Source organism: Mesorhizobium sp. LNJC391B00 (assembly GCF_000502535.1).
GTDB lineage: Bacteria > Pseudomonadota > Alphaproteobacteria > Rhizobiales > Rhizobiaceae > Mesorhizobium.
This window is the reverse complement of record NZ_AYWI01000003.1, coordinates 337,544-355,717: the sequence shown is the minus strand read 5'-3', so window position 1 is coordinate 355,717 and position 18,174 is coordinate 337,544. Positions and strand designations below refer to the sequence as shown.

General features: G+C 62.4%; 18 protein-coding genes and 1 tRNA gene. 11 read left to right on the top strand and 8 right to left on the bottom strand.

Annotation, left to right across the window (positions count from 1 at the left end):
• Positions 1-42: 42 nt before the first annotated feature.
• Positions 43-984, bottom strand: a complete 942-nt coding sequence (locus tag X750_RS155290) for an N-formylglutamate amidohydrolase (protein WP_023747131.1) — start codon at positions 982-984, stop codon at positions 43-45.
• A 164-nt stretch (positions 985-1,148) separates the two neighbouring features.
• Between X750_RS155290 and X750_RS155295 the strand changes: the two genes are divergently transcribed.
• On the top strand, positions 1,149-1,511 hold the full coding sequence (locus X750_RS155295) for a response regulator (RefSeq protein WP_023671195.1): 363 nt from the start codon (positions 1,149-1,151) through the stop codon (positions 1,509-1,511).
• 114 nt (positions 1,512-1,625) lie between these two features.
• Positions 1,626-1,700 (top strand) — tRNA-Val (locus tag X750_RS155300).
• Between the two features lie 207 nt (positions 1,701-1,907).
• Here the strand turns inward: X750_RS155300 and X750_RS155305 are convergent.
• The 7 genes from X750_RS155305 to X750_RS155330 form a co-directional block, all read right to left on the bottom strand.
• On the bottom strand, positions 1,908-2,195 hold the full coding sequence (locus tag X750_RS155305) for a DUF982 domain-containing protein (protein ID WP_245260022.1): 288 nt from the start codon (positions 2,193-2,195) through the stop codon (positions 1,908-1,910).
• Positions 2,196-2,307: 112 nt separating this feature from the next.
• Positions 2,308-2,730, bottom strand: a complete 423-nt coding sequence (locus tag X750_RS155310; RefSeq protein ID WP_348524465.1) for a DUF982 domain-containing protein — start codon at positions 2,728-2,730, stop codon at positions 2,308-2,310.
• Positions 2,731-2,794: 64 nt separating this feature from the next.
• A complete protein-coding gene (locus X750_RS155315) occupies positions 2,795-3,202 on the bottom strand; it encodes an Hsp20 family protein (protein WP_050587649.1) in 408 nt (135 codons plus the stop codon).
• A 572-nt stretch (positions 3,203-3,774) separates the two neighbouring features.
• The gene (locus X750_RS1000000164245) at positions 3,775-3,981 is read right to left on the bottom strand and encodes a hypothetical protein (protein ID WP_023686425.1); all 207 of its coding nucleotides are present in this window, start codon (positions 3,979-3,981) and stop codon (positions 3,775-3,777) included.
• An 81-nt stretch (positions 3,982-4,062) separates the two neighbouring features.
• On the bottom strand, positions 4,063-5,031 hold the full coding sequence (locus X750_RS155320) for a GDP-L-fucose synthase (protein ID WP_023704026.1): 969 nt from the start codon (positions 5,029-5,031) through the stop codon (positions 4,063-4,065).
• Positions 5,032-5,040: 9 nt separating this feature from the next.
• Complete coding sequence (gene gmd / locus X750_RS155325) at positions 5,041-6,111, bottom strand: GDP-mannose 4,6-dehydratase (protein ID WP_023704027.1); 1,071 nt, start codon at positions 6,109-6,111, stop codon at positions 5,041-5,043.
• Positions 6,112-6,214: 103 nt separating this feature from the next.
• Positions 6,215-7,369 (bottom strand): dihydrodipicolinate synthase family protein, encoded by a 1,155-nt coding sequence (locus X750_RS155330; RefSeq protein ID WP_023747129.1) that lies wholly within the window; start codon positions 7,367-7,369, stop codon positions 6,215-6,217.
• A gap of 229 nt (positions 7,370-7,598) precedes the next feature.
• On the opposite strand from X750_RS155330, the gene X750_RS155335 reads away from it, so the two are divergent.
• From X750_RS155335 to X750_RS155375, 9 genes are all read left to right on the top strand, one after another.
• Complete coding sequence (locus X750_RS155335) at positions 7,599-8,657, top strand: LacI family DNA-binding transcriptional regulator (protein ID WP_023747128.1); 1,059 nt, start codon at positions 7,599-7,601, stop codon at positions 8,655-8,657.
• Complete coding sequence (locus X750_RS155340; protein ID WP_023747127.1) at positions 8,654-9,670, top strand: Gfo/Idh/MocA family oxidoreductase; 1,017 nt, start codon at positions 8,654-8,656, stop codon at positions 9,668-9,670. Before X750_RS155335 ends, X750_RS155340 begins: the two co-directional genes overlap by 4 nt.
• Positions 9,667-11,268, top strand: coding sequence for an acyl CoA:acetate/3-ketoacid CoA transferase (locus X750_RS155345; RefSeq protein WP_023747126.1), 1,602 nt, complete (start codon positions 9,667-9,669; stop codon positions 11,266-11,268). Before X750_RS155340 ends, X750_RS155345 begins: the two co-directional genes overlap by 4 nt.
• Positions 11,261-12,037 (top strand): enoyl-CoA hydratase/isomerase family protein, encoded by a 777-nt coding sequence (locus tag X750_RS155350; RefSeq protein WP_023671185.1) that lies wholly within the window; start codon positions 11,261-11,263, stop codon positions 12,035-12,037. Before X750_RS155345 ends, X750_RS155350 begins: the two co-directional genes overlap by 8 nt.
• 10 nt (positions 12,038-12,047) lie before the next feature.
• A complete protein-coding gene (locus X750_RS155355; protein ID WP_023671184.1) occupies positions 12,048-13,559 on the top strand; it encodes an aldehyde dehydrogenase family protein in 1,512 nt (503 codons plus the stop codon).
• 58 nt (positions 13,560-13,617) lie between these two features.
• On the top strand, positions 13,618-14,871 hold the full coding sequence (locus tag X750_RS155360) for an ABC transporter substrate-binding protein (protein WP_031242743.1): 1,254 nt from the start codon (positions 13,618-13,620) through the stop codon (positions 14,869-14,871).
• A gap of 256 nt (positions 14,872-15,127) precedes the next feature.
• Complete coding sequence (locus X750_RS155365) at positions 15,128-16,078, top strand: sugar ABC transporter permease (RefSeq protein WP_023747124.1); 951 nt, start codon at positions 15,128-15,130, stop codon at positions 16,076-16,078.
• Entirely contained in the window at positions 16,075-17,034 is a 960-nt protein-coding gene (locus tag X750_RS155370; protein WP_023671181.1) for a carbohydrate ABC transporter permease, read from the top strand. The genes X750_RS155365 and X750_RS155370 overlap by 4 nt, the downstream gene beginning before the upstream one ends.
• A gap of 20 nt (positions 17,035-17,054) precedes the next feature.
• The gene (locus X750_RS155375; protein WP_023671180.1) at positions 17,055-18,170 is read left to right on the top strand and encodes an ABC transporter ATP-binding protein; all 1,116 of its coding nucleotides are present in this window, start codon (positions 17,055-17,057) and stop codon (positions 18,168-18,170) included.
• The last annotated feature ends 4 nt before the right edge of the window (positions 18,171-18,174 follow it).

Sequence of the window (18,174 nt, the reverse complement as noted above, 5' to 3'; positions counted from 1 at the left end):
GATGGCCAGCGCGGGATTGCATGAACAGCCGCCGCTCCGGCGTCATTCGGCGGCCAGCGGCAGGTCGACGAAGTGGTGGTCGGGCATCGCCATCAGGTCGGCCGAAAAGCGCGCCATATCGTCGCCCAGCGCATCGAAGCCGGCCGATTTCTGGAACGTCCGCTCATTCATGTAGAGGCCGCGATTGACCTCGATCTGCAGCGCATGCAGATGGCGCGCCGGCCGGCCGTAATGCTCGGTGATGAAGCCGCCTGCATAGGGTTTGTTGTGCGCGACGGTGTAGCCCATGCCGATGAGCAGGCCGATCGCCGTCTCGGTCAGGGCCGCCGTGGCCGAGATGCCGAAACGGTCGCCGACGATGAAATCCGGCCGCAGGCCGCTGTCGCCCACCCTGATGCTCGCCGGCATCGAATGGCAGTCGATCAGCACGGCATAGCCGAACCTGGCATGGGTTCTGGTCAAAAGCCGCTTCAGCGTCTCGTGATAGGGTTTGTAGACCACCTCTATGCGCTGGACGGCCTCCGCCAGCGGCAGACGGCCGGAATAGATGTCGAGCCCCTCGCCCACCAGCTTGGGCACGGTGCCGAGCCCGCCGGCGACGCGCGCCGAGCGGATGTTGCAGAAGGACGGCACCGGCTCGGCGAACATGCGCGGGTCGAGTTCCCAGGGTTCGCGGTTGACGTCGAGATAGGCGCGCGGAAAATTCGCCGCCAGCATCGGCGCGCCCAGCGCCACCGCGCTGCCGAACAGCTCGTCGACATAGCAATCCTCGGAGCGGCGGATGGCGTTCCGGTCGAGCCGCGCCATGGCCAGGAAGCGGTCTGGATAATAGCGGCCGCTATGCGGTGAGTTGAAGACGAAGGGAACGCGCTGCTCGGCGCCCGATCGGATTTCGAAGGGTGGAACGACCGAAAAATCTTCGGCTGCCGTCGTCAATTTGAACGAACCCGGAAACAGCAATGCATCATGATGGGAAACTGCCACCTCATCGGCCGCATGTCCAGCATTTCGGCATGTCAGGAACCCCGTCAAATCAGGATTAATGCCGCCAACGTTCACTTGATGTTTACCGTCAGCTCCTCATATACAGGATGGTTAACGGGCTTGCCGGACGGCAGGCTTGGCTGGGGTGATTCGGACGGGACAAGATGGCACGCATTCTGCTGGCGGAAGACGACGACGACATGCGCCGGTTCCTGGTCAAGGCACTGGAGCGGGCCGGCTACCACGTCAGCGATTTTGACAATGGCGCCAGCGCCTACGAGCGGCTGCGCGAAGAACCTTTCTCCCTGCTGCTGACCGATATCGTCATGCCGGAGATGGACGGCATCGAACTCGCCCGCCGCGCCACCGAGATCGATCCCGACCTGAAGGTGATGTTCATCACCGGTTTCGCGGCCGTCGCGCTCAACCCCGATTCCAAGGCGCCGAAAGACGCCAAGGTGCTGTCCAAGCCCTTCCACCTGCGCGATCTCGTCAACGAGGTCGAAAAAATGCTGCAGGCCGCCTGAAGCACGCACAGTGTGATCTCGCCGCTTCGTCGGCGGCGCGACAAAACGAGCCTTTCTTTCCCTTTCCGGCTATTGACGCGCTGGACCAAAAATGGTGTATGCGCGGCTTCGGATGGGCGTGTAGCTCAGCGGGAGAGCACTGCATTGACATTGCAGGGGTCACAGGTTCAATCCCTGTCACGCCCACCATCCTTTCAATAACTTAGCCAAGCCCGTTTTTGGCGCACCCCTTCGACGACTTAGCCGGTAAGGCGGCCACCGCTTGTGGCAGCCGCCTCGTGTTTGTGGACATTCTAATGCATGGCGCTCAAAAGTGGCCCCGGTTTTGAGACGACGACATGCATAAAAACAAAGACCTAAAGCGCGTCGTCTGAGTCCGTTCAAACGCGACGCGCTTTAGACGTGGTGCGGGCTTAGCGTCCTTGAAGGCGCAGGCTCGATGCCGTCCTCCATAAGAATATCCTTCTTGCGAGCGAACGCGACGAAGACGCCTCGTGCTGTCTCGGGTTCCACATCACCAATCAGAGCGGCTTTGCAAGCGCGAATAGCAGCTCTCTGCTCCGGGCTGTTGCCACACCATTCGGCTGCGAATTGATAGGCATCTGCGACCGTGTTGAGTTGGCGGGGAAAGCCCAATCCCACCCACACCCGGACTGGCTTTTCAAAAGGTTTCGATAGCATCATGACCTCCTTTCCTAATGCATGTCACCCAGAAGTATGCCGCCGTTCTGGGACAACGACATGCATCAAAACAAAGACTTAAAGCGTGTCGCATGAATCCGTTTCGCGACGCGCTTTAGGCAGTCACTCCTCCGCCTTCGCCACCTCTGCCCATCATCCACGGCATTGTCGTGGATACTTCCTCAAGGATTCTGGCTGCTTTCGCAAAACCGCTGAACGCGTCTCTGGCTGCGGAAAGCGGATAATCGCTATCGAAAGCTCGCTGGCAGGCCCGCAATGCGGTTTGGTGAATGGGGCCGCGCCTGTCCTTCGGCCATTCATAGAGGAACTCCAGAGCGTCCTCGAGACACGTGATTTCCTGAACAAGGTTGTCGCCGCTTTTCACGAAAACGGCGCTGTCAAACATCCGATCGTTCATATGATCCTCCAAATCGAACGAACCATTGAGTTTCATGGTTTGCGCGGTCCAGGCCAACTGCAGGCGCGCGACAGAGGCGCGCCAGTAGGTCCTGCAGTGATCATCTTCGTTTCTCCGCAATCACAGCCTCCCGGCCGGAACCGGGAGGCGGACCCGCAGTTCAAAGTGTGACAGATCGACAGGATTACGCGGCTTTACGCGCGCGGTCCGTGTCTTGCGTGATCTGAGTGGCGGCCGTTGGCGTGTCGCCCACGCCGATGCTGATGCGGCGCGGCTTCAGCTCTTCGGGAATCTCGCGGACAATGTCGATCGAGAGGAGGCCATTCTCCAGTTTGGCTGCCTTGATCTTCATGTGGTCGGCAAGCTTGAACGTCTGCCTGAAACTGCGGTAGGCAATGCCCTGGTGCAGCAGCTGGCGTCCGCTCTGATCATCAGCTTTCTGGCCTACCACGACCAGTTCGGGTCCATGCTGGGTCAGCTCAACCTCATCTTGGCTGAAGCCTGCGATGGCCATCGAGATACGGTAATCGTTCTCGTCGACCTTCTCGATGTTATAGGGCGGCCAGTCCGGACGCGTGCCGCTGTCGAGCATGTCGAAAAGCCGGTCGAAACCGACGGTGGTCCGATAGAGGGTNCCGTTCTCGTCGACCTTCTCGATGTTATAGGGCGGCCAGTCCGGACGCGTGCCGCTGTCGAGCATGTCGAAAAGCCGGTCGAAACCGACGGTGGTCCGATAGAGGGTATCAAAGGTTCTCATAGCCACATCCTCCTTGAAGCAACATGGGTACAAGGACGCCGCCCCGTGCGGCGCCGCCATTTTTTGCCGAGCCTTATGGCCTTGGCGGAAATCGAATTAGGAGGCGCCCCAAATGAGTTCAAGAGCATCTCGAATTTTTTTTAGTAGCATCCTTCGCATCGACGGAAAGCGAAATCTGAGTTTCTCCGGGACCTTCCCTTCGAACAGTCGAACAGCCCCTTGAAGTACAGATCCGGCGGGAAGTTTTCGCGCGATCTGCGCGACCGCATCGTCTACTGCCCCGCCGTCCCGTTTCGTATTAAAATGCCGGCCAGCAAGGAACCGGGTAGCGGCCTTCCGATCCGTAAATCCACCCTGTCGGGGGACGAAACGTCCCGGCACGTGCCGGGACGTTTCTGGCTCGCGGATCACTGTGGCCGCGGATCGGGCCTGTCGGGCTTGTCATGAGGGGTGTTGTTGCCTTCACGGCACGGTGTGCCGATGCCGCAGCATTTGCCGTTGTAGGTGACACCGGGCTTGGTCTTCTCGCATTCCCTCGGCGGTGCCGTCTGACACCCTGCCAGCACCGAAACCGCGATGGCGGCGAGAAAGACGTTTCTTGAAGTGATAAACATTGACGTTCTCCTTGATGGACCGTGTTTGCTACACACCGCTTGGTCGCGGGCGGCAGCGAAATGGTTCAAGGAAAATTGGAATCAGGCCGCGCCGAGGCGGACATCACCCTTCTCAACATGGTTGAGAAACCACGCATATGTCTGTTCCAATCCACCGCGAAGCGCGTAGCGGGGGCGCCATCCCGTCGCAAACAGCCGCGAAACATCCATCAACTTGCGCGGCGTGCCGTCTGGCTTGGTCGTATCGAAGGCGATATCAGCCTCGACGCCGACGACCGATGCGACGGTCTGGGCAAGCTCGGCAATGGTGACATCCTCTCCCGAGCCGACATTGACGTGGCCGTCGCCGGCATAATTCTTCAACAGCCAGACCAAGGCATCGGCGGCGTCGTCGACATGCAGGAATTCACGCCGCGGCGTGCCCGAGCCCCAGACCTCCAGGCTGCTGCCACCGCTCAGCGCCAGCGCATGCGCCTTGCGCATCAGCGCCGGTACGACATGGCTGCTCTGCAGGTCGAAATTGTCGCCAGGACCATAAAGGTTGGCCGGCATCGCCGAGATGTAGTCGACGCCATGCTGGCGCCGATAGGCCTGGCACAGTTTGAGCCCGGCGATCTTGGCGATCGCATACCATTCATTGGTGGGTTCGAGCGGACCGGTCAGCAGCGCGTCTTCCCTGATCGGCTGCGGCGCGAGCTTTGGATAGATGCAGGACGAGCCGAGAAACAAAAGCTTGCCGACCTCGCTGCGAAAGGCGCCGTCAATGACATTGCCCTGCATAACCAGGTTTTGCTGCAGGAAATCGACAGGGAACCGGTCATTGGCCAGGATACCGCCGACTTTGGCGGCCGCCATCACCACCGCATCCGGCCTGTGGTCGGCCATCCAGCGCCGCACCCCCGCCTGGTCGAGCAGGTCGAGCTTGTCGCGCGATATGGTGAGTATCTCGCAGTCCTCGCTCGCCAGCCGGCGCACGACGGCCGAACCGACCATGCCACGATGCCCGGCGACGAAGACACGCTTGCCCTTCAGTTCAAATGTCGCGTCCATCGGCCTGCCTCACGCAGAACGGCTGTTCTGCCGCGTGCCGCCGGCCGCGCGTGCCAGATCGGCCTGCACCATTTCCGTCACCAGATCCCTGAAGCCGGTCGTGTGCGACCAGCCGAGTCTTGCCTTGGCCTTGGCGGGGTCACCGAGCAGCAGATCGACCTCGGTCGGCCGGAAATAGCGCGGATCGATACGGACCAGGACAGTGCCCGAACCGGCATCGACACCGACTTCATCGACACCCTCGCCTTGCCAGCGGATGCTGCGTCCGGTCTCGGCAAAAGCCAGTTCGACGAATTCGCGCACGGAATGCGCCTCGCCGGTCGCCAGCACGAAGTCATCGGCTTCGCTGTGCTGCAGAATGCGCCACATGCCCTCTACATAGTCGCGCGCATGGCCCCAGTCACGCTTGGCATCGATGTTGCCGAGATAGAGCGTGTCCTGCAGGCCATGATGAATCGAGGCGACGGCCCGTGTGATCTTGCGAGTGACGAAGGTCTCGCCGCGTGTCGGGCTTTCGTGATTGAACAGGATGCCGTTGGCGGCGAACACGCCGTAAGCCTCGCGGTAATTGACCGTGATCCAGTAGGCGTAAAGCTTGGCCGCGGCATAGGGCGAGCGCGGATGAAAGGGCGTGGTCTCGCTTTGCGGGACCTCGCGCGCCTTGCCATAAAGCTCCGACGTCGAGGCCTGATAGAAGCGCACCGACTTCTCCAGGCGCAGGATGCGGATCGCCTCGAGCAGCCTGAGTGCTCCCAGCGCATCGGCATTGCCGGTGTATTCCGGCGTCTCGAAACTCACCTGGACATGACTCTGGGCGCCGAGATTGTAGATCTCGCCGGGCTGTGTCTCCTGCACCAGGCGAATAAGGTTGGTGGCGTCGGTCAGGTCACCATAATGCAGGAAGAAACGCGCACCGCGCTCGTGCGGATCGACATAGATGTCGTCAACGCGCTCGGTGTTGAACGAGGACGAGCGGCGTTTGACGCCATGGACAATATAGCCCTTCTGCAGAAGCAATTCTGCGAGATAGGCCCCGTCCTGCCCGGTTACACCGGTGATGAGCGCCACTTTTTCCGTCATTGCCGCTCCGTCCGCATCCAATCCCGGCAACCGAATACAGATTTGGCGCGAGAACGCAAATCCCCATACGGGGGACAGGTTTCAGCCAGCGATTGTGTCGTTCTCAGGCACCTGCAACCGCGCAGAAATGCTTCATCCTGGCCAGCGCAAGCTCGGGATCGGCGAGCAACCCTGCCTGGTCGGCAAGGCGGAAGATGTCGGCATAGTGCAGGATGCCGCGCGCCGACTGCATGCCGCCGACCATGGCGAAATGGTCCTGATGGCCGTTGAGCCAGGCCATGAAGACGATGGCGGCCTTGTAATACTCCGTCGGCGCCTCGAAGATCTTGCGCGACAACGGCACTGTCGGCGCCATCAGCGCGTCAAAGCCGGCGCGGTCGCCGTCAGCCAGTTTCGCGAGCGCCGCACTGGCGACCGGCGCGATGGGGTCGAATATGCCGAGCAAGGCGTGCGAGTGCCGCTTCCCGTCGCCGGCAATCAGTTCGGGATAGTTGAAATCGTCGCCGGTGAACATGACGACGCCTTCCGGCAACCGGTTGCGCAAGGCAACTTCCTTGCCGGCATCGAGCAGGGAAATCTTTATCCCCTCGACCTTGCCGGCATGGCGCTCGATGATGGCGACGACGGTGTCGAGCGCGGCCTCGAAATTGCCGCTGCCCCAATAACCTTTCAGTGCAGGATCGAACATGTCGCCCAGCCAGTGCAGGATGACCTTGCCGGATGCCTGGCTGAGGATGCGATCGTAGACCCTGATATAGTCGTCCGGACCCTTTGCGACCGCTGCCAGCGCCCGGCTGGCCATCATGATCGCCTTGCCGCCCTCGCCTTCAATGAAAGCGAACTGCTCCTCATAGGCGGCGATCACATCTTCGAGTGATCTCGAATTGGCCGGCGCCAGATGATCGGTGCCGGCGCCCGAGGCGAGGTCTGCGCCTTCGACGCTGCGCGCCTCGGCGATCGAGCGCCGGATCAATTCCTGCGCATTCGCCCAGTCGAAACCCATGCCGCGCTGCGAGGTGTCCATCGCCTCGGCGATGCGGAAGCCAAGCCGCCACAAATGATGCCGAAACGCCATCGTCTTGTCCCAGTCGACCGCAGGCTTCGACCAGGGGTCGGTCATCGCGAAAGGGTCGGCGACGACATGGGCAGCGGCATAGGCGATGCGCGGGAAAACCGCACCGATTACGGGCTCGACCGGACTGCCCGCGAGCTTGTAGCTGACGCGGCCGCCATTCTGCGTAGGCAGGGTGATATCCATGGCAACCTCCGTTTTCGGCATCCTATAAATGGAACGTTCCAATAAATCAAGAACCTTTATGATTCAGGCGATTGAACCGGTCCAAATGCCGAAGAAGGCTAAGAGCCCTTGCTTGGAACCGCATTCCTCACCTTTTCGATCTCCGCAAGAATCCCGATTGACTCTCGTTTGGCAGAGTGATTAGAACGTTCCAATAGATTTGCTCATTCAGGCGGAGGAAACCACCGACATGGCCAGCCGGCCCAAGGCAACGATCCTGGACATCGCCCGCGAGGCTGGTGTGTCCAAATCGACGGTGTCGCTTGTGCTGCAAGGCTCAGGGCTGATCCGGCCTGAAACCGCGGTCAAGGTTCGCAAGGCGATCGAGGATGTCGGCTATGTCTACAACCGCGGCGCCGCCAATCTGCGCAAAGCCCATTCCAACGTCATCGGCATGGTCATCAACGATCTCACCAACCCCTTTTTCGCCGAGCTGGCGGTCGGCATGGAGCGCGTCTTCCAGTCAGCCGGCATCGTGCCCTTCATCGCCAACACGGCGGAGAACCCGGTGCGCCAGGAAGAAGTGCTGAAGTCGCTGATGGAACAGGGCGTCGCAGGCCTGATCGTGTCACCGGCACGCGGCACCACGCCGGGCGCCTTCCGTCGCCTCGAGATGGCGGGCGTGCCGGTCGTCTTCGCCATGCGCCGCCTGCCGGACAGCCGCATCCCGGTGATCGCGCCTGACAACCATCGCGGCGCGTATCTCGCCGCCGCCCATCTGATCGGCAAGGGCCATCGCCGGCTGGCCTTCTTCGGCGGCACCTCCGACCTGGTCGTCTATCAGGAGCGCCTGGGCGGTTTTCGTGAAGCTTGCGAAACATTGGGCATTGCCAGGCGCGACGTGCTTGTCGTCGAAGGCGAGACCAGCCGCAGGGGCGGCATCGCGTGCCTGGAAACCGCCCTTGCCATGGCCGAGCCGCCGACGGCGGCACTGTGCTTCAACGATGCCGTCGCCTTCGGCGTCATGCTGGCGCTGCGCAAGCGCGGGCTGGAGCCCGGCGCGGACTTTGCCGTCGTCGGCTTCGACGACGTGGTCGAGGCCGAGCATTATATGCCGGCGCTGACCAGCGTCTCGGTCGACACACCCGGCCTCGGTGAACGCGCCGCCCACGTCATGCTGAAGATGATCCAGTCGCGCACCACGCATGCCGAGGACCATATCGGCGCCGTCAATCTGGTCGTCAGGGACAGCTGCGGTCCCGGTCGCCGCGCCCAGAACACATCAGCAGGAATGGGAGACGCGGCATGAGCGTCAGATGGGGACTGATCGGCGCCAGCACGATCGCCAAACAGTTCATGATCAACGCCATCCGCGCACAAAAGGATGGCGAGATATCAGCGGTGACGAGCTCCAACCCGGAGCGCGCCAAGACCTATGCCGCAGAAAACAACATTCCTCTCGCCGTCTCGACGCTTGACGATTTGCTCGGCGCCGACATCGACGTCGTCTACATCTCGACCACCAATGAACTGCATCTCGAACAGGCGCTGGCCGCGATCAAGGCGGGAAAGCATGTTCTGTGCGAAAAGCCGCTGGCGCTGAACAGCACTGATGCGCGCATAATGGTCGCCGCCGCCAAGGAAGCCGGCGTGGTGCTTGGCACCAACCATCATCTGCGCAATGCCGGCGCCCACCACGCCATGCGCGACGCCATATCAGCCGGCCGCATCGGCAAGCCGATTGCCGCGCGTGTGTTCCATGCCGTCTATCTGCCGGAGAACCTGCAGGGCTGGCGCATCACCAGACCGGAAGCCGGCGGCGGCGTGGTGCTCGACATCACCGTGCACGATGCCGACACGCTGCGCTTCGTGCTCGGCGACGACCCGATCGAGATTTCGGCCTTCACCCAGTCGGCCGGCATGGCCGGCAGCGGGCTGGAAGACGGTGCCATGTGCATCTGGCGCTTCAGGTCCGGTTTGATTGCCCAGTCGCATGAAGGCTTCACAACCAAGTTCGCCGATACCGGCTTTGAGGTGCATGGTTCCGAAGGTTCGCTGATCGCAAAAAATGTGATGACGCAGAAGCCGGTCGGCTCGGTGCTGCTACGCACCGCCAAGGGCGAGGAAGAACTGAGCTTCGACCGAGAAGACCTCTACGCCAGGTCGCTGCGCCAGTTCCATGCCGCCATGCGTGGAGAAGGCCAGCCCTCCGCCACCGGCGAGGACGGCGTCTGGTCGCTGGCGTCGGCCGAAGCAGCGTTGCTGTCCGGGAAATCCGGCAAGGCGGTTGCCATCGAGCCGAAACTCGGGAGCGCCAAGTGAGCAAGCTCGTCTCCGCTCAGCAGGCCGCCAACCTCATCAAGGACGGCATGACCGTGTCGGTCTCGTCGTCGAGCGGGCTCGGCTGCCCGGATGCCGTGCTCGCCGCCATCGGCGGGCGCTTCGACGCGGAAGGCCATCCGAAAAATATCACCACGCTGCACCCTATCGCCGCCGGCGACATGTATGGCATCAAGGGCATCGACCATCTGGCCAAGCCCGGTTTGTTGAAGCGCACGCTCTGCGGCTCCTATCCCTCGGGCCCCTCCTCGTCCGAGCCGCCGCAGATCTGGAAGATGATCGGCGACAATTCGGTCGCCGCCTACAATGTGCCGTCGGGCATCCTGTTCGACATGCACCGCGAGGCCGCCGCCAAGCGGCCGGGCGTGCTGACCAAGGTCGGCCTTGACACTTTTGCCGACCCGCGCCACCAGGGCTGCGCCATGAACGCGGCTGCAAGCGAGCCGATCGTCTCGGTGCAGCAGTTCGACGGCGAGGAATGGCTCTATTTCCGCTCGATCGTGCCCAACATTTCGATCATCCGCGCTACCACCGCCGACGAGCGCGGCAACCTGACCTATGAACATGAGGGCGCCTATCTCGGCGGCCTCGAACAGGCGCTTGCCGCGCGCAACAATGGCGGCATCGTCATTGCGCAGGTCAAGCGCGTCGTCGAGAACGGCACGCTGAAGCCGCATGACGTGCGCGTGCCCGGCGTGCTGGTAGACCACATCGTGGTGGCGCCGGACCAGTTGCAGACGACGCTGACGCCTTACGACCCGGCGATTTCGGGCGAGATCTTCCGCCCGCTGTCAAGCTTTCGCAACGCCGAAATGAACATCCAGAAAGTAATCGCGCGCCGCGTCGCCATGGAGTTGCGCGATGGCATGGCCGTCAATATCGGCTTCGGCATCTCGGCCAATGTGCCGCGTATCCTTCTCGAGGAAGGTCAGCACGGCAAGGTCACCTGGGTGATCGAGCAGGGCGCGGTCGGCGGCGTGCCGCTGCTCGACTTCAAGTTCGGCTGCGCTTCCAACGCCGAGGCGATCATGCCCTCGCCGCACCAGTTCATCTATTTCCAGGCCGGCGGCTTCGATGCCTCGCTGCTCTCCTTCTTGCAGATCGACCGCCATGGCTCCGTCAACGTGTCGAAACTCTCGGCCCGGCCACATGTCACCGCCGGGGCCGGCGGCTTTGTCGACATCACGGCACGGGCGAAAAAGATCGTCTTCTCCGGCTTCTTCAATGCCGGCGCAAAACTGTCGCTCGCCGATGGCGGCATCCGCATCGATGCAGAAGGCAAGGTCAAGAAGGTGGTCAACGAGGTCGAACACATCTCCTTCTCCGGCAAGCGCGCCGTCGCGCAAGGGCAGGACATCACCTACGTCACCGAGCGCTGCGTGATGAAGCTGACGCCGGACGGTCTGATGGTGACGGAACTGGCGCCCGGCATCGACCTCGAACGCGATGTGCTGGCGCAGTCAGAGATTCCGCTCGGCATCGCCAACGATCTCAAGGTCACGCCGGCGGCTCTCTATCAGGACCGGCCGATCGGCCTGTCGCTGAATGGTGGCGCTTCGCTCGGAGGCGCGCATGGCTGAGCGCCTCGTCACCTTCGAGCAGGACGGCGCCATCGGCATCGTCACGCTGCGCCGGCCGGAGAAGTTCAACGCGCTGGACATTCCGATGCTGCGCGCGCTCGAGACAGCGCTCGACGAAGCCGAAATGGCTGAAGGCGTGCGCGTCGTGCTGATCCGCGGCGAAGGCAAAGGCTTTTGCGCCGGCGGCGACGTCGAGGCCTGGGCACAAATGAGCGCTGCCGACTTTCAGGTGCAATGGGTGCGCTACGGCCACCGTGTCTTCGACCGACTGGCGCGGCTGCGGCAGCCGACCATCGCGGTGCTTTCCGGCCATGCGCTGGGTGGCGGGCTGGAGCTGGCGGTCGCCTGCGACTTCCGTGTCGCCGAAACGCAGGTGAAGCTCGGCTTTCCCGAGACATCGATCGGCGTCGTCCCCGGTTGGTCCGGCACGCAGCGCGCCGTGCGCCGCTTTGGGGCCCAGATCGTGCGCCGCATGGCACTCGGCGGCGAGCTCTTTGCCGCCTCCGACGCGCTTGCCCTCGGCGTCGTTGACCGCGTGGTCGAGACCGGCCAGGCGCTGGCAGAGGCCAGGACTTGGGCCGAAAAAATCGCCGGGCGCGGGCCGCTCGCAACCGAAGCCGCCAAGCTGATGATCGCAGTCGCCGAAGGCGAGGAAAGTGCGGCCGCCACCGAGGCGCTCGCCAGCGGCTTCGTTGCGCTGACCGGCGACCTCAAAGCCGGCGTGAGCGCCTTCAAGGCCAAGCAGAAGCCGGCCTTTTCAAGATCCTAGAGAAAGCATGATGAACGCACCGCTCAACATTTCCATGCCGGCCGAGGCGTCCAAGGCGCCGAAGGCTTACAAGCTCCTGATCGACGGCAAGCATGTCGATGCCCGTGACGGCCGCACGATTGCGCGCAACAGCCCCGGCCATGGCTTCACCGTTTCGCGCTATGCGCAGGCCGGCGAGGCCGAGGTGGAGGCGGCCATGCAGGCCGCGCACAAGGCATTCGAGACCGGCCCGTGGCCGCGCACGAAGGCGGCCGAGCGCGCAGCCATCCTGCTCAAGACGGCCGACCTGATCGAGGCCCAGCTCGAAGACATCGCCCGCCTCGATGCGCTGGAGTCCGGCAAGCCGATCGCCCAGGCGCGTGGCGAGATCGGCGGCGCCGTCGACATCTGGCGTTATGCCGCCTCGCTCGCCCGCACGCTGCACGGCGAGAGCTACGCCAATCTCGGCGACGCCATGCTGGGCGTCGTCCTGCGCGAGCCGATCGGCGTCGTCTCGATCATCACCCCGTGGAATTTCCCGTTCCTGATCGTCAGCCAGAAACTGCCCTTCGCGCTCGCCGCCGGCTGCACCGCGGTGGTCAAGCCGAGCGAAATGACCTCGGCCTCGACCTTCGTGCTCGGCGACATCCTGATGCAGGCCGGCCTGCCCGCGGGCGTCGTCAACATCCTGGCCGGCCTCGGCGCCGATGTCGGGGGGCCGATGGTCAGCCATCCGCTGGTCGAGATGGTGTCGTTCACCGGCTCTACCCGCGTCGGCAAGATGACCATGGCTTCCGCCGCGCAGTCGCTGAAGAAAGTCTCGATGGAGCTCGGCGGCAAGAACGGCCAGATCGTCTTCCCCGATGCCGATCTCGAGGCGGCCGCTGACGCAGCAGTGTTCGGCGGCTTCTTCAACGCCGGCGAATGCTGCAATGCCGGCAGTCGGCTGATCGTGCATGAAGCCATCGCCGACGATTTCCTCGCCACTGTCAAGGCCCTGACCGCCAAGGTAACGGTCGGCGACCCACTCGACGACCGAACCAAGGTTGGCGCGATGATTTCCGCCGACCATCTGACCAAGGTCGCAGATTACGTTGCGGCAGCAGCAAAAGACGGCAGCAATGTCTATAGCGGTGGCGGCCAATTGGCGTCCAATGCCGGCCAGTACCTCGATCCGACCATCATCCGCGGCGTTACCGAAGACATGGCTATTGCGCGCGAGGAAGTGTTCGGCCCGGTGCTCTCCGTGCTGACTTTTGGATCGATTGAAAAGGCGTTGCACATCGCCAACAACACGCCCTATGGTCTGTCTGCAGGGGTGTGGAGCGCCAGCATCGACACTTGTATGTCGGTGGCGCGTGGTGTGCGTTCGGGGACCGTTTGGGTGAACACATTCATGGAAGGCTTTCCCGAGTTGCCATTCGGGGGCTACAAGCAGTCCGGCATCGGACGCGAACTCGGCAAACGCGCTGTCGAGGATTATACCGAGGAAAAGACAATCCAGTTTCATCGCGGCCAGCGCACCGGTTGGTGGGTCGGCTGAGTTTGGAAGAACCCGGTGGGCTTCCACCGGTCGTGTAATGCAACAAGGGAGGTAGAACATGTTGCGCAAACTGCTTATCGGAACGGCTCTGGCGACGGCCTTTGCTTTCTCGGCCCATGCCGAGGACGTCAAGGAAGTGCAGATGCTGCATTGGTGGACGTCGGGCGGCGAAGCGGCTGCTCTCAATGTCCTCAAGGGCGACCTTGCCAAGGAAGGCTATGCCTGGAAGGACGTGCCGGTGGCCGGTGGTGGCGGCGACGCCGCCATGACTGCGCTGAAGGCGATGGTCGCGGCCGGCAATTACCCGACCGCGTCGCAGATGCTCGGCTACACCGTGCTCGACTATGCGGCGGCCGGCGTGATGGGCGACCTGACAGAGACGGCGAAGAAGGAAGGCTGGGACAAGTCGGTTCCGGCAGCCCTGCAGAAGTTCTCCGTCTATGACGGCAAGTGGGTCGCTGCTCCAGTCAACGTCCACTCCGTCAACTGGCTGTGGATCAACAAGGCGGTGATGGACAAGATCGGCGGCACCGAGCCAAAGACCTTCGACGACTTCGTCGCCCTGCTCGACAAAGCCAAGGCGGCTGGCGTCATCCCGCTCGCCCTTGGCGGCCAGAACTGGCAGGAAGCCACCATGTTCGACTCGGTTGTGCTGTCGACCGGCGGACCTGAGTTCTACAAGAAGGCCTTCAACGACCTCGACGACGAGTCCCTCAAGTCGGACACGATGAAGAAGTCGTTCGATAACCTCGCCAAGCTCGTCACCTATGTCGACCCGAACTTCTCGGGCCGCGACTGGAACCTTGCCACCGCCATGGTCATCAAGGGCGATGCCCTGGTGCAGGTGATGGGTGACTGGGCCAAGGGCGAGTTCAACGCCGCCAAGAAAACGCCGGGCACCGACTTCCTGTGCTATCGCTTCCCGGGCACGGAAGGCTCGGTGGTCTACAACTCCGACATGTTCGGCATGTTCAACGTTCCGGACGACCGCAAGGCCGCCCAGGTCGCGTTGGCCACCGCCACCCTGTCGAAGAGCTTCCAGTCGGCCTTCAACGTCGTCAAGGGTTCGGTTCCCGCCCGTACCGACGTTCCCGACACCGACTTCGACGCGTGCGGCAAGAAGGGCATCGCCGACCTGAAGGCTGCCAACGAAGGCGGCACACTGTTCGGCTCGCTTGCCCAGGGCTATGGCGCGCCTCCGGCGGTCGCCAATGCCTACAAGGACGTCGTTTCGAAGTTCGTCCATGGTCAGATCAAGACCTCGGACGAAGCCGTGACCGAACTGGTAAAGGTGATCGACGACGCCAAGTAAGCGCTAGCCAGAAACACACCTTCCCCGCTTCGGCGGGGAAGGTTTCACCTAAGGATTGGCCAGCTGGCGCAATTCCAGGAAAAGTGTGAGCGGTTTTCCGGCCGGAATTGCGTAAAAGAAAGAGTTAGAGAGGTTCGCCGTTTCCGTGAAACGGTGAAAACGCTCTTGAACACCATGCCGACCAGAGACCCGTATGCACGGGGTCGCCTTGCCGCCTGACGGCAGAGCACGGACAACCCGAAACGGGAGGAGCCTCATGAGCAGTGTAGCGACAACCCAGATCAAGCTGACGCCGGAGCGGTCGCGCCCCTCGGTGCGCGCGCGACTGCAGGACGCGCTGCCGAAGATCGTGCTGGCGCCGAGCTTCGCCATCACCATCGTCTTCGTCTATGGCTTCATCCTGTGGACGGTCTATCTGTCCTTCACCAATTCCAAGACTTTTCCGTCCTATGTCATCACCGGACCGCGCGCCTACCTACGGCTATGGGGCTGGACGTTCGACTCCGACCCGCCATCGAGCTGGTACACGTCGATCATCAATATGGGCATTTTCGGCTTTCTCTACATCGCCATGTGCCTGGCGCTCGGCCTGTTCCTGGCCATCCTGCTCGACCAGAAGATCCGCGGCGAAGGCGTGTTGCGGCCGATCTATCTCTACCCGATGGCGCTGTCCTTCATCGTTACCGGCGTCGCCTGGAAATGGTTTCTCGATCCCGGCCTCGGCCTTGAGCAGACCCTGCATCAATGGGGCTGGACGAGCTTCCATTTTGACTGGATCAAGAACAAGGATTTCGTCATCTACACGGTGGTCATCGCCGGCGTCTGGCAAGCCTCCGGCTTCATCATGGCGATGTTCCTGGCCGGCCTGCGCGGCATCGACGGCGAGATCATGAAAGCGGCGCAGATCGATGGCGCCACTACTTTCCAGCTCTACCGCCGCATCGTCATTCCGCTGCTGCGGCCGATCTTCCTGTCGGCCTTCATCGTGCTCGCCCACCTCGCCATCAAGTCGTACGATCTCGTGGTGGCGCTGACCAGCGGCGGCCCCGGTGGCTCGGCCTGGCTGCCGTCCAACTTCATGTATGAGTACACCTTCAAGCGCAACGAAATGGCCGTCGGCTCGGCCAGTGCCGTGATCATGCTGATGACCATCGTTGCCATCATCGTGCCTTATCTCTATTCGGAACTCAGGGAGAAGCCGCGATGAGCGCTGTCGCCACCCCTGCCCGCCCCGCTGCTTCCCAAAAGGCCTCCGGCGGCATGAGCACCAAGACCCTCAACCGCATCGTCATCTACGGGCTTCTGGCGCTGTTTGCGCTGTTTTATCTGATGCCGCTGTTCGTCATGCTGGTGACCTCGTTCAAGACCATGGACGAGATCCAGAACGGCAACATGCTGGCGTTGCCCACGGCGCCGACCTTCGACCCGTGGCTGAAGGCCTGGGGCGAGACCTGCGTCGGCCTCACCTGCGCCGGCATCAAGGGCTATTTCTGGAACTCGATCAAGATGGTGGTTCCAGCCGTACTGATCTCGACCATGCTCGGCGCGCTCAACGGCTACGTCTTGACCAAATGGCGTTTTCGCGGCGCCACGCTGGTGTTCGGGCTGATGCTGTTTGCCTGCTTCATTCCGTTCCAGTCGGTGCTGCTGCCGATGGCGACCATCCTCGGCAGCCTGGGACGTTTCGGCGTGAAGCTGCAGAATGCGACGGGTACGAGTTTCGGTCTCGGCAATCCGACGGTCAACCTGGTCTTCGTCCATGTCGTCTACGGCATCGGCTTCACTACACTGTTTTTCCGCAACTATTACGAGGCATTCCCGAACGAGCTGATCAAGGCCGCACAGGTCGACGGCGCCTCCTTCTTCCAGATCTTCCGCCGCATCATGCTGCCGAACTCGATGCCGATCTTCGTCGTCACCGTCATCTACCAGTTCACCAACATCTGGAACGACTTCCTGTTCGCTTCGGCTTACGCCGGCACAGGCGACTCCATGCCGATGACGGTGGCGCTCAACAACGTCGTCAACACCTCGACCGGCGTCGTCGAATACAACGTCAACATGGCGGCCGCGATGATCGCGGCTCTGCCCACCCTGATCGTCTATGTCGTCGCCGGCCGCTATTTCGTGCGCGGGCTGATGGCTGGCGCGGTCAAGGGCTGATCAATTCGGAAGGAACGACCATGGCTTTTCTGGAAATTGATGGGCTGAAGAAGCGCTTCGGGAATGTCGAGATCCTGAAGGGCATCGATGTCGAGCTCGAAAAGGGCGGCTTCCTGGTGCTGGTCGGCCCGTCCGGCTGCGGCAAGTCCACCTTGCTCAACACGATTGCCGGCCTAGAGCAGATCACCGAGGGCGAAATCCGCGTCGACGGCCGCGCCATCAACGATCTGCACCCATCCAAGCGCGACATCGCCATGGTGTTCCAGAGCTATGCGCTCTATCCGAACATGACGGTGGCCGGAAACATCTCCTTCGGCATGGAGATGCGCGGCGTGCCGGCCGACGAACGCCAAAAGGCGATCGACAAGGTGGCCAAGGTCCTGCAGATCGGCCACCTCCTGCAGCGCAAGCCGAGCCAGCTTTCCGGCGGCCAGCGCCAGCGCGTCGCCATGGGCCGGGCGCTGGTGCGCGACCCTAAGCTGTTCCTGTTCGACGAGCCTTTGTCCAACCTCGACGCCAAATTGCGCGTTGACATGCGCATCGAGATCAAGCGCCTGCATGCCACCACCGGCACAACCATCGTCTACGTCACCCACGACCAGATCGAGGCGATGACGCTGGCGACCAAGATCGCCGTCATGCGCGACGGCGAGGTGCAGCAGTTCGGCACCCCGGCCGAGATCTACAACAACCCGACCAATTTGTTCGTCGCCGACTTCATGGGTTCGCCGGCGATGAACCTGATCCCGGCGACCATTGCCACGTCGGGCAATGCGCTGTCCGTCGTGTTGGAGCGCGAGGCGCGCGAGCCCATTACGCTGCCGATGGCCAATGCGCCGGCGGGCCTGTCGGCGTTCCAGGGCAAGCCGATCATCTTCGGCGTGCGCCCGGAAGCGCTGACCGATCCGGAAGGTGCGGAACGCAACGCCTCCAACATTGCCACTGCCGACCTGCACATCGAAGTGGTCGAGCCGGCAGGGTCCGACACTTTCGCGGTGACCAACCTCGGCGGCAAGGGCGTGGTGGCGCGGTTGCGGGCCGACGCCAACATCCAGCCGGGCACCAGCACGCCGCTCGCCTTCAACCTGACCAAGGCCGTGTTCTTCGATCCGGCGACCGAACACCGCATCCGCTGATCGA